Origin of the sequence: Terrimonas ginsenosidimutans, assembly GCF_022012415.1 — a bacterium.
Taxonomy (GTDB): domain Bacteria; phylum Bacteroidota; class Bacteroidia; order Chitinophagales; family Chitinophagaceae; genus Terrimonas_A; species Terrimonas_A ginsenosidimutans.
In genome coordinates this window covers 220,373-233,106 of the sequence record NZ_JAKLTR010000008.1, presented here as the reverse complement: position 1 = coordinate 233,106, position 12,734 = coordinate 220,373, and the positions used below count along the sequence as shown (strand labels likewise).

The 12,734-nt window shown below is 46.9% G+C and carries 6 protein-coding genes; 3 read left to right on the top strand and 3 right to left on the bottom strand.

All coding sequences use genetic code 11. From position 1 onward, the window contains the following. Positions 1-253: 253 nt before the first annotated feature. The 3 genes from LZZ85_RS14145 to LZZ85_RS14135 all read left to right on the top strand — a co-directional run bounded on the left by LZZ85_RS14145 (position 254) and on the right by LZZ85_RS14135 (position 5,119). Positions 254-3,292 (top strand): ligand-binding sensor domain-containing protein, encoded by a 3,039-nt coding sequence (locus LZZ85_RS14145; RefSeq protein WP_237872982.1) that lies wholly within the window; start codon positions 254-256, stop codon positions 3,290-3,292. 62 nt (positions 3,293-3,354) lie between these two features. Beyond that, positions 3,355-3,990, top strand: coding sequence for a response regulator (locus tag LZZ85_RS14140; RefSeq protein ID WP_237872976.1), 636 nt, complete (start codon positions 3,355-3,357; stop codon positions 3,988-3,990). A 76-nt stretch (positions 3,991-4,066) separates the two neighbouring features. After that, entirely contained in the window at positions 4,067-5,119 is a 1,053-nt protein-coding gene (locus tag LZZ85_RS14135) for a hypothetical protein (protein WP_237872964.1), read from the top strand. Between the two features lie 190 nt (positions 5,120-5,309). Here the strand turns inward: LZZ85_RS14135 and LZZ85_RS14130 are convergent, their stop codons facing one another. From LZZ85_RS14130 to LZZ85_RS14120, 3 genes are all read right to left on the bottom strand, one after another. Beyond that, positions 5,310-6,779 (bottom strand): reverse transcriptase family protein, encoded by a 1,470-nt coding sequence (locus tag LZZ85_RS14130; RefSeq protein WP_237872956.1) that lies wholly within the window; start codon positions 6,777-6,779, stop codon positions 5,310-5,312. A 417-nt stretch (positions 6,780-7,196) separates the two neighbouring features. Beyond that, positions 7,197-8,861: an SWIM zinc finger family protein gene (locus LZZ85_RS14125; protein WP_237872954.1), complete on the bottom strand. Its 1,665-nt coding sequence runs from the start codon at positions 8,859-8,861 to the stop codon at positions 7,197-7,199. A 302-nt stretch (positions 8,862-9,163) separates the two neighbouring features. Then, complete coding sequence (locus tag LZZ85_RS14120) at positions 9,164-12,466, bottom strand: WGR domain-containing protein (protein WP_237872952.1); 3,303 nt, start codon at positions 12,464-12,466, stop codon at positions 9,164-9,166. Positions 12,467-12,734: the final 268 nt, after the last annotated feature.

Below are 12,734 nucleotides of genomic sequence, written 5' to 3'. Positions count from 1 at the left end.
CTGAGAGATCAGCTGCTTTTTTGTTTGTGGCAGGCGTGAGAGTAAATTAATCAACGCAGCGGGGAGGGCCCCTGGCCAGAATACATATTGCACTCCTGGAACCTTTGCGCACATATCGTTACTCTTAAGCCAGCCAATTTGAATAATTTGTCAGCTCACCCAGGTATCTGCATAAAGGTTATTTCATTTAAAATTCAAAACATCACCGGATTATCTTTAGCTTAGCCTACCACAATACACCACACCACCACCAATGACCGCCAAAGCTGCACTGTTCATCACAGTCCTGCTGGTCTGGCAACCTTTATATGGTCAGCCGGGCGCCAGCTTCCTTCGGCTGGGCGTCAATGAAGGACTTAGCCAGAATTCCGTCCGGGAGATCTTCCAGGACCGGCAGGGTTTTATCTGGATCGGGACCGGCGACGGTCTGAACCGGTATGACGGCATCCAGATCAAAAAGTACAGGCAGAGCTTCAGGGATAAATCATCCAGGCGTTTTCCAGGAAAAATACTCAATGGCAGGATACACGAGGATGCCGCCGGCGACCTGTGGATGATCGTGGATGGCAAACTGGTGAAAATGAATGTGGCTACAGAAACATTCACCATTATCAGACCTATTGGCGGAGATCTCGAACATGTGATCATAGGAATGGAGGGCAACCATGTGTACGTGATGAATGCCGCCGGGGTGGATGTTGTGAATATTGCTGACAGATCAGTTGAACAAATCCATCAACCGGATGTGATCGGTTTTTATCAGCCAACTAAAAATGAAAGCTTTCTCCTGTTTAGAAAAGGGAACAGCATATTCCGGCTCGATCCCAAAACAAAAGTATCCCGGCAAGTACTTACCACAGGCCCGGACTCGCTTTATGCTGCAGCCGTCAGCAAATCGAGTGTATTGATCACTACAGGAAATAAAGTGAATGAATACCTTCTCCCTTCAGGAAAACTTGCAACGAGTTATCTTGTTCCTGAAACTTTACGGAATAAAGATCTAAGCCCTTTTCTGAAAGCACCCAATGGTGATATCATCGCAACCGTTCCCGGGAATGGGATCGTGCGCGTGGATAGTATAAAAGCTACATTTCATCATTATAGAAATATTGAGAATGATCCCTTCAGTCTTTCTTCCAATCTGATTTACACGGCTATCATCGATCACACAGACAACATGTGGTTGGGGACAGAAGGCGGAGGTATCAGTCGTCTTAGCCTGAGAGAACGCTTATTCGAAGGCTTTCCGGATGTGATCAGAACAAAAAGCGAAAGCTCATTCATGATGGTCAAAAGCATTTATCATGATGAAGGGAAGATCTATGTGGGAACGTATGGGAAAGGCCTGTTCATCATTGACCGCGAAACAATGGCTCACCGTGTCACCTTTGATCCGGCACACAGGACAGATGCGGGATTCGGCGGCGTATTTTTTATCAGGAAAGATGACCGTGGCAGGGTCTGGATGAATTCCGGAGAGGAGATCGGTGTGGCAGATCCTGGTAAAGGTATATTCATCATCAGCGCACATATTCCTTATATCCGAAAAGGGAAAAGACATAATATTCCTCAGTGCTTTGCGCAGATCGGGCAGGGGCGATACATCGTTGGTACCGTGCAAAGTACTTACCTCGTTGAAGAGAAAAACAACCAGCTGAAGCTAACAGATCTTGGCCTGGTAAATGACCAGCTCGAAGGAGATGTGCAAACTATTTTTGTCAGGCACAAGGGTGATCTTGTGATAGGAAAAGGAGAGGGCGAAGGGTTTATAGTAGTCAGATTGACAAAGGAAGATGAACCGGTGATCATTGAGAAGGGCTTACAGGGGCTGGCAGTGAAATACATTTACCGGGACAAGCTTCGGAATGCCTGGTGGTATGCAACAAACCTCGGCATTATCATCAGGAAAGACGATGGAGCAAAGGAAATACTGATCGATGAAGAGAGCGGGTTAAGCAACGATTTTATCTACTCTATTATTCCGGAAGATGACCATGTCTTCTGGGTTAGTACCAATAAAGGGATCAACAGGATCCTGTTTGAAAAAGACGGCAGTTTAAAAGTTCGGGCCATTGAGCAATATGCCACGCAGCACGGTCTGCAATCAAACGAATTCAATACCGGTGGTTATTTCAAAGATAGTAACCTGATCTTCTTCGGCGGAGTAACGGGTATTAACTGGTTCGATCACCGGAAGTTTGTCAAACGCTCCTTTACTGCGCGCTCATATATCACAGATCTGCTGATCAATGATAAACCGCTGGATGTTGACTCTGCTGCGAATTTCCTTGAGAATGTGCGGCTGAATTACAAAGAGAATAACCTGCAGATAAAATTTGCAACACTTGATTACACCAATCCTTCCGTTAATCAGTATCTCTATCGCTTGACGGGTTATGATAAGACCTGGGTCAGGGCAGGCAGTAACCCGGATGCACGCTACAGTCGCCTCCCGCATGGCAACTATCGCTTCGAGATCATTTCTTCCAATAGCGAAGGGGTGTGGACTGCGCCGTTCAGTTTGCTGTCGATCACTATCTCTCCTCCATTCTGGCTCACCTGGTGGTTCAGGATCATTGCGGCTTTCACTGCCGCTTCCCTGATCTTTTTCCTTTCAAGGTTTTACCTGAAAAGGAAAATGGAAAAACAGATGCGGATCATCGAACAACAACTGGCTGTCAATAATGAAAGACTGCGTATTTCAAGGGATATGCATGATGAACTGGGTACCGGGTTGAGTAAGATCGCCCTGTTGTCTGAAGTTGGGAAGAATGATAAGATGCCTGGAAAGAATGACAGGATCATTAACGAGATCAGTGACACATCCCGCAAACTCGCAGATAAAATGGGAGAGATCATCTGGACCCTGAATCCGCGCAATGATACGCTAAGTAACCTGGCGGCTTATCTCAAGGAATATATTTATGAAACAACGGAGTCACTGCCGGTTGAGGTCAGATTTCATTTTCCCGATTCACTTCCCGATCTCTCGCTTGGCCATATGATCCGCCAGCAACTTATGCTGGTCACAAAGGAAGCGCTTAATAATGCCCTGAAACATTCCGGCGCATCGCTGATCGATTTTTACCTGACAATTGAGGATGAGTCGATCGTGTTTTCGGTAAAAGACAATGGCTCCGGATTTGATGCAGGGAAAACAGACCAGCAAGTGAACGGTAAAAAGAATGGCCTGCTCAACATGCGAAGCCGGATGGCAAGTGTTGGTGGTCACTATGCGCTTGAAACCAAAGAAGGGATTGGTACACAGGTTCGCTATGGCATCACCATTTAATACTACTTTTTTTTATCCGTCAGATCCTTTTGCGGTATAACTTTAGTGGCGAAGAAAATCTTATGCAAACAGCTAAAATCAATATCGCGCTGATCGAAGACGAAGATTCAATCCGTCAGTCTTTACTCACGTTATTATACAGGCAGGATGAATTGGAAGTCATAGATGCTTTTGAGGACGGAGAAACGGCTTTGAATGATCTGAAGAAGAGGCCTGTAGATGTGTTGCTGTTTGATATCAACCTTCCCGGCATTTCTGGTATTGATGTAGTGCATAAATTAAAAGCCATTCATCCCGGCATGCAGTGCATGGCGCTGACGAGTTACGATGATGCAGAAACGGCTTTCCGGGCATTAAAGGCTGGCGCTACAGGCTATATACTTAAGAATACCGATCCGCAGAAACTGGTGGAGGCGATCCTGGATATACATCACGGCGGATCTCCCATGAGCAGCCAGATCGCGAGGCTGGTGGTAACAGAATTTGCTGCCAGTAAAACAGAGAAGTTTCAATCAGATATCCTGTCCCGCAGGGAAAATGAGATACTCGCTCTTTTGTCCGAAGGGCTTCGGTATAAAGAGATCGCTGCCCGTTTATTCATCAGTATTGAGACCGTCCGGACGCATATCCGTAACATTTATGAAAAGCTGCAGGTAAGAACCCGCGCCCAGGCGCTCTCCCGGTTTCACGGTCAGTAATATTCCTTTACTACTTTTTTCACATTTTCCGGATTGATCGCGCAGGCTATTTTTATCTCAGATAAAAAACAGCTTTATGAGATTGCTATTTACAATGATCCTCTCTTTTGCAGGTGTTCTTTCTGCATTCAGTCAAACTCTTGGTGACTTTAAACCGAAAGATCATTCCGGTGGTCTGCGGAAAATAAAGAGCAAGAGATTATACGTTGCTTCGTTTACAGTAAACTACCAGGTGTTCAATGAGAAAGAAGAGTTTAAGCAGGGTGGTCGTATGTTCGGTGGAGGTGGCTCCAAAGGTGATGCAAAAGCGGAATTGTCCGTAGGGCTTGAAGGCCTCACCGAAGCAGGAGTGCAGGGTGTTACTGATAAGTTATACCAGGATTTTACCGCTATGCTCAAGGCAAACGGGATCGAACTGATCACTCCGGAAGAGGCGGGCAAGACAGATACTTATGACGGTTTTGTAAAACTTACCGGAGGAACCATCAGCGAAGCTCAATTTCCGGGTATGCTTGCAACCGTACCGACAGGGATGGAGTATTACGTGAAGAAGATCGATAAGTCCGGCAAGGAGAAATCGGGAGGCTTGTTCGGCAATGCCAACTTCGTACACGCGAAACTTTCCAAAGATCTTGATGATGCGATCGTTGCCGATGTAGACCTTTTCGTTTTGTTCATAGAAGATAAATCATCCTGGGATGTAGCCGGTGCGAACATCAAGGTGAAGACCAATATGCGCCTGGCAGGCCAGGAGTCGATCGAGATGACGAAGAAGGCAAAGATCAAGTTCAAAGGAGAGAACACTCAAACGCCGGTTAACAGCCAGGTCGGGTTTTATTCTGGGAAAATGGGGGCTGGCATTGTGAGCAGTTACACCGGTTCCTTGGGTAAGTCAATGCCTGTAAGCGGAGTGATCGAAGATCAGAAGATCCAGGCATTTGCAAAGAATAAAGTGGACATGGTGGGTGTCTCTACTATTTACGGGAAATACTACAATCCGGCTGATAACTCATCCTCTTCCACCACTATTATTCCTGTTGATGATAAGAAATACGCAGAAGGAGCTTATCTCGCGGGAAAGAAATTTATAGAGTATCATACGGAAGCTTTCTTGAAAGAGATCAAATAAGGGGTGAATCGGTGATCGTCGATACGAGGGTCAGCAGAAATGCGGGCCCTTTTTGTTGAACTATTCTACTGAAATAATGCTGTCGCAGGAGCAACGCAGAGATATTCTCAGATAAATTTGCGAAAGCTTTGGCGCTCTGCGTTGCTTACATGGCGGTAAATTGTCGTACTGCTTATTTGTTGACGGCTGCTCAGGTTACATTCCACCAGGGTTTATCGCTGCCCGCGTTTCCCCCGCTACGGTCGTTATTGGATTGTGTAAGTGATAGCTTGCCCTGGGCGATCAATGATCTTACTTTATCTTTGAATTTCTCTCCCTTCTCCGCATCGACCATCTTCACAAAATGAGCATACCCAAGTATTGCGGCGGCGCTGCTGTTCTGTCCCCAGACGGGCACAAAGCCAGGTTTTGTTTCAAGGTTGTGAAGTAAGGCTCGAAGCTTACGGCGCTTCTCCCTGTTTACAGAGAGTTTCTGATTTACTACGATGCCTGTAACCTGTTGCTGCGCACCTTTCCGCATGATCGAGATCTTGTCTGGATGAACAGTAAATCCTTCATCCGCCAGGATTTTCTTTATCCGCCAAACCATCTGCTGCATGTTCAGCTCAGTACGTGAGGTGGAGAATGTCACATCGTCCGCATAACGAGTGTAGTTGCATTGATGTCTGTCTGCCAGGCCCTGCAGGCGTTTATCAAGTTTGTAACATAGAATAGTTGTGATAGCCGGACTAGTGGGTGCGCCCTGCGGCAACACACGATTTCCTTTTTGAACAAAGTATGTCTTGCCATCGATCGCCACTTCCTCCGTTACGGCTTCCGTACAGAGTAATGCCAGTATGGTGGCGATCTTTTCCGCATAGCCCAGTTGCTGCAGCATTCCCTTTACTCTTTTGAAATGAATGGAAGGGAAGAAGTCTTTAACATCGATATTCAATACCACTTCTTTTCCGATATGGGGTTGTGCATTGGTAAGGATAGAGTGATTGGCAATAAATCCATGCACAGATGGATGCACATTCACACGTTGAAGGATATTTTGCAGGATCCAGTACTGAACACCTTTCAGCTTTGGCATTGGTGCGGAGATCAATCGCTTACCGCCCGACTTTTTTGCGAGATAGAATTTCCGGTAATGCGAGACGGTTGAAACCTTCCTGGAAAATGCCAGGAATCTCAATGCCGATAACGAAATACCCATTGCTATTGCAAGGTCATTTTCATTATGGAAAACAGGTAAGCCGAATTTGCTGAGTGATTCAGTGTTGTTAGTGGTGTTATTGAGGCCGGTTGAGACCATCTCTCCCAAAAAGAGGATCTCGCCGCCCCTTCTTTTGCGCCAGGCTTCAGCTTTCTCGAACCGTTGCTGTTCACGTTTCTTTTTATTCTCCGCTCTCTTTTGCTTTGCCTCAGCCATGCGTTTGATGCGCATTTCTTTCAGCATTTTCTCTTTATCCTGGAACTTACGTTGTTGCGCAACGAGTGCATTCAACTCTTTTGAAAGAGCTGTTTCCTGTTTGATCAGCTGTTCAGGGAGTGATGGTTCTGCATCCTTCTTCCCCCAGAAGCCCATTCGTTTCATTTCTTCCAGGATGACTTCGTCTCTGCTGCTCTCGCGGATCCTGTCGTAAAGTTGCTGTCGCGTCTGTTGATTATCGAACATAATAGATAAGAGAGATCATGTTCTGACGGGGTTTATGTATTCCTTCGTGCGTGCCTGAGACCAGATTAATCAACGCCAGGCATACGGGCCTATATGTACTGGTTTGGCACACGGTGCCTGTACTGTTAACCAGTACATATAGGCCCGTATGCCACAGTAAAGATTACATTTGGTGATGCATGAACTATTCATGTCGCATGAACGACGAAACATCGTTCTTTCCTTTCGGAAGCAAGGTGCATACATCAACCCCGTCAAAGAACATGAAAGAGGTTAACAAATATAGTTTTCTCCTTCTTAATTTAAAAATGAAAATTCATTCAAAGCTATTCGATGGCCTATGTTCGATGGTCGGAAAATATCGTACGTAAAATGTTGTTCCTCATTTGTTCCGTTTCCGCCATCGGTTATCGGTCATCAACCCTCTATCAAGCCATTTACTCTCCCCGCGTTATACGCCTGGCGCATCGCCAGCATATGTTCACACGGTCCTTTGTAGAGCTTATTCTCAGCATAGAAGCTGCAATCGCAGGTGGCTGATTTGATCTTTTCGTCCGCATCGATCACCATCTGCGGGTTATAATTCCTCTTTGCCGATTTGATCGTCCCATTTAATTGTGTGCTTTTGTCAGGTAGTTCCCGGGCAGTGTATTTAACACCTTTTTGTTCCAGTATTCTCGCCGCCACTTCTTCACGCGGATTACTGAACCGGAGAGTTTCCACCGGCAGCGGCTCCCTGCTCAATTCGCGAACGCGGTAAACCTGTTTATTCAGGTCATAGATCACGCGGCCTGCCTGTGTATACAGACTTAATGCGCCTGTAACAGAGGCTGTATCAATGCCCAGTTTCCTGCTCAACTGTTCTGCCGTGCCAAGCCAGTCCTGTTTAAGACCGTTGAACACCAACTGCTTTGTTTTGTCGTCCACATTCATGCGCGGGGCGAGCAGATCAAAATTACCTGCCTGGCTCCAGTCATTGGCAGTCCACCCGCTTAGCCCTAAGGTAAAGTTCATATCACCCATGTCTGCGATGTACACGGACGGAAGTCCGGTTCCAAGAAGATGCACTGTGAACTTCTTTGCAACGGGTATCAGCCGTTCCAGCGTTAGTAACCTTCTTCTTCCCCAGGTGCGGACCTCCTGCCTGACGGCACCTGTATAGATACTTCTGTTGCAAATGATCTCTTTTCCCCACGGTTCAAAAACGATCTTTACCGGGTGCCCCGGCTCCAGGATATAGCGCAATGCGCGCGGCCCTTTTTTCTCTTTGAACTTTCTCAATATGAGGCAAAGACTGTAGATATCCATTGGGTGCAGATCGAACTGGATGGTGGGCAATGTCATGGCGCTGCTCACCTGCAGAAAACCTCTCACCCAGCTGTCAGGCAGATCGATCTTTACTTCTTTGTACTCTTCTTCATTGGTTGTCTGAACAGCAAAGCCGGAAGGGTCTACTTTTAATTCGGTGTCTTTGTAGTCACGGATCTTTTGAAACTCTTCGTATAAACCGGCAGAATAATCCACATTGGTGGTGCCGCATTTATAATCCGCCACTTCTTTGAATACATTGTAATTGCAACCAAGTCTTGCGTAAGTGGATTCATCCTGGCTGAAACACTCAAAGAATAGTTCATCCGGATGAATGGTGATCACAGGGTCAAGAACGATCCAGGTGTTGCGGTCTTTGTGATATATATAATCGAAATATGCCCGCTTTGCTTTATTGAAAGGTGCTAATGCACGAAGTTTCTCTGCACGTATCGCCGTCAGCTCTTCCCTGATCTGCCCGATCCTTGTATTCGTGCCTGCCATATCATAGCCCGCCATGTGCTGCGCCATGAACAACGCTTCGTTCCGTGCCACCCATTCTTTATAGTCAGTTTTATCTTTTGGTTTGAACCGGAGATCACTGATCACTACATCATGCAACGCAGACATCGCTTCACGGAATGCAAGTTTCCGGTTCAGCTTTCCGATAAACCACGCACTCTCCCTCAACGTATCGGGAGCAAAAGAAAGACCCGTCATTTGCGTGGTGTTCGTAACCGCTGTATTTCCGGCAAATCGATAGGTGAATAACATGTAGCTGTTTTAATGTTGAAAGTTGTTTGAGGGCCGATGTTCGATGGCCGATGTTCGATGGCCGATGGCCGAACCTCGATCTGATACTATCGGGCTAAGTTGATAAATGTTTCAAAATGTTATTTTATTAATGCAAGTATATTCTTAATCATCCGTCATCGGTCATCGGTCATCGGTCATCGTCCATCGGTCATCGGCTATCGGTCATCCGTCATCGGTCATCGTCCATCGGCCATCGGCCATCGGTCATCGTCCATCGTCCATCGGCCATCGGTCATCGGTCATCGTCCATCGGCCCTCCCTCACCGCCTCTCCTCAACCGGTCTCACCCTCAATGGCGTTTCGATATCATAGATCGCGCGTAATTGCATTAGCAGATCAATACATTTGGCTTTATCGCCGATAGCCGTTTGCGCTGAAATGTCCGAAATGATCGCTGCTACAGTGTTGGCGGCCTCTTCTGATCTTAAACCTTCGTTCAGTAGAAACAGGAAGATCCTGTCTTTCGCGATCCTGTTCTTATTCACACGGCTTAATACGGAGCGGAAATAGAATTCAAGCTCTTTTATACGTTCAAGATCACCGCTTGCAAAACGCTCCATGTAGTTGGTGGTGAACAATTGCATTTTTTCACCTGGGTGCTGACTTAGTTTGAGCAGATACTGCGGGCCATTGGCATCGGTGAAATATTTGGTGATGAGTTCACGGCCGAATGACTCGACGGCCGGTTTAACAGAATCAGCCATGCCGATCAGCACTTCTGGTTCCCAGTCTTTTTCTTCAAATTCCTGCCGGAAATAATCCATGGCAAAGGAGCGGGTATCTTCCCAGCGGCTTTCAAGAATACGGATCGCGGCAGCTGCTTCATATTTGATCCGCCCTGCATATTGTTTATAGAAATTCCAGGTCCAGTTCCGGACAGTAATATTTTCATGATTTCCTAACGCAATGATCTGGGGAAGGGAGAGTGTTGCCGGATCGATATGATTTTCCAGAATAGCTACACCAAGCTTTTGTGCAGGAGCATAGTTACCGTACAAAAGATTCAATGCTGTCTGCTTGTCAACATTTTTCAGATAAGTGCTAAGCTCATTGCTCAACAGCTCTGCGAGATACTCATGTATCCCTTCATGTAATTCTTTTCGGGAAAGAAATGGCATCAGCGTTTCTGTGGCCATTATACCAAACGCAGGTTCACGGTTGGCTAAACGGACCAGCGCCGCTTTGCTGCCGGAACGGACGTCCGGCCAGGCCGATAATGCCGCATCAACGAGGTCTTCTTTGAGATAGCTGAGTTCCTCATCCGGCAGATTATTAATTAGCTCAACGATCTGCTGTCTCACCGGCTCATAGGTATGATTAAGCAAACCAGGCAACCCGGACGTTTTTAATTCTTCCCCTCTCCATCCTGATTTTTTATGCTTTACCATCCGCAGCCCAAACAGGAGCACAGGTGAGGCCGGATGATGCAGCAGGTCTGAAACAATATTCACGTCAACCTGGCGAAGTTCATGATCGAATAATGCGAACAAAGAATCTGAAACATCATTCAATAAAGAATTGTCGGCCAATTGCGGATCAGTATTCATCATCTCCGCGATGACTCTTCCTGTTACTGCCTGCTTCAGCGCTGAGCTGAGCGTATTGTTCCTGATCAGCTCTTTGCCCCAGCTTCTGATATCCGCAAACGGTGTGAACAGAAGTCCGCTGATAAAGCCGGCATCGGAGAGGAGCACCTGCGTATTTGCTTCGGCCCATTCCTTTGCTTTGCTTCTGGCATCCGAAGAAACTGAGCCAAGCATGCCGGTGATCAGTTCAGCAGAAGCGGTTTCTTTTGAAAATCTTTCCAGTATGATCCTGTAGCCAAGATCCGCCGGAATGGTGAACTTCGAGCGGATCAGCTTGATCAGTGTGTCCGTATCCAGCTTTTCCTTGATCTCTTTGAAGGAAGGATGACCGGCTAATTGTTTAGCAGCGAATTTCAGTACCTCGTCCATTTCTGCTTCTATCAGCAACTGCAGATATGCCTGTGGTAATTGATCCCAGAGATGCTGTTGGGGCGCGAATGAATTTGGCTGTAATGCCGGCAAGGGCGCTACATGCGCAGTAGGCGGAGGCGCTGCCTGTTTCTTGCTGCCAAATAGCCCCGTGATCTTTTTGATGAAGCCGCCGATCCCCCCGCTGCCGGTATTGCCGCTGTTTGTTGCGGATGGCCTTCTTGTTTGGCCTGCCGGGGATATGAACTCCCAGATATGATGCCTGGTCAGGATCATTTGTGGGTTGTTCCCGTTCAATAGCTGATGCAGGAAGATCGCTCTCGCATTTGCCGGGAACCTTCGTTCTACATCCTGGTAACGTCCGTTCTGCCATTGATAGGAGCTGGTAGTGAATGCTTCCTTGGTATCCCGTTCACGCTTATAGCTCACCAGAATGCCGGTAGCCAGCCTGACATAGTCAGTGCTGTTATTTTCTGCAAACATGCGCAACCTGCGATCGATCCGCTTGTGCAGGTACCACCTTGTTTTTTGCGAATACGCCAGCCGGGTGTTCTTTTGTTTGAGTTCTTTATTAGGATTTATATGATCTTGTATGGCGTTTATATAAACTTTCCTGTTCAGGTTCTTTGTGGCAAGTTTGCTGCTGAAGAACTCCGGTTCAATTTCAAACCGGCAGGTCAGTAAACCACTGATCTCAAAATCATCCAGCATTTCCGCCAGTTTGTAAACAGCTCTGATCTCGTTAAAAGTTCCGGGCGCGAGTGGTAATTGCAGCAACATGGATTTAACCGCCGGGCGGATCCACGTGACAGAGGTCGACAACAGGTATAGTTGTTCATGCCAGTTCGGGTTCGTGTGCTCGGGGAACAGCTGCAGGCAGAGAGAGTTTAGGGAACGCCGATTATTCTGCAGAAATGCATCCCGTATGGCTTGTGGCAGAGATCTGGCGATTTGTGCAACCAGTTCCTCCTTCGCCTCGCCTGTGTGCTGCTGAAGCAGACCGGCAAGCGCCAGCCTCTTGATCAGCAGGGAAGGGTGATGGTCATAGATCGCCTGCAAGACAGGAATGGTTTCAGCTCCGGCACATCTTACCAGCGACCATGTGCAGCAATACTGGTGAAGCAGATCTCCTTTAGTGAACAGTTTAACGAGATAGGGGACTGCTTCGTTAATTTTATATTCACCGGCTTTCCAGATCACACGGCTCAACTTCCAGCGGTAATTTCTGGATGACCGCGTTGAATTGGCTGCGGAATCCAGCCGTTGAAGGATCGTTTTCTTTTTTCCCTCGGGCAGGACGGAAATATTTACAGAAGGCAGGCTGATCGCGGAAAGAAAGTTGTCATCCAGCGGTTTTCCAGCCACGCCCGGAGCGCCCGTATATCCCTTGGCGGTCTTTTCATTTACGACGTCATTATATATCTTCTCGGCTTCCTGCAATGAAACCGGTACAGGCGTTTTACTGCCTTCTTTCAGGCTAGCACCCCTTCGGCCATAGCGGAAATTAACCACGTATCTATCATTGCCAACATCACAAAGGTCCGTTTCGTAAACCTTATCGGAATTTCCTTCCTGGAAGAATAAAATACTTTGCCTGATTAAACGCATGCGAACAGATGGTTAGAAGGGGAAGTTATTAAAAAAAGAGGTTGGTAATACAGTTTGAATGAAGAAATATTGGAGAGGAAATGACAGTGACAATAAGTGATCACGGAAATGTACGGTGCGGAGAAATGACAATCATCTTTTTTTCGGGGGATGTTAAAATAAATTGACCATATACCTACTAGTGTCAATACCCTATGCCCATTAGCAGTAATAGCTTCCATCCAAATGCGGCCATCGGCCATCGGTCATCGGCCATCGAACTATTCTA

Excerpts from the sequence above, each read along its gene's own strand:
- LZZ85_RS14145 (WP_237872982.1), top strand. The coding sequence starts at position 254 with ATGACCGCCAAAGCTGCACTGTTCATCACAGTCCTGCTGGTCTGGCAA.
- LZZ85_RS14125 (WP_237872954.1), bottom strand. The coding sequence starts at position 8,861 with ATGTTATTCACCTATCGATTTGCCGGAAATACAGCGGTTACGAACACC.
- LZZ85_RS14140 (WP_237872976.1), top strand. The coding sequence starts at position 3,355 with ATGCAAACAGCTAAAATCAATATCGCGCTGATCGAAGACGAAGATTCA.
- LZZ85_RS14120 (WP_237872952.1), bottom strand. The coding sequence starts at position 12,466 with ATGCGTTTAATCAGGCAAAGTATTTTATTCTTCCAGGAAGGAAATTCC.
- LZZ85_RS14135 (WP_237872964.1), top strand. The coding sequence starts at position 4,067 with ATGAGATTGCTATTTACAATGATCCTCTCTTTTGCAGGTGTTCTTTCT.
- LZZ85_RS14130 (WP_237872956.1), bottom strand. The coding sequence starts at position 6,779 with ATGTTCGATAATCAACAGACGCGACAGCAACTTTACGACAGGATCCGC.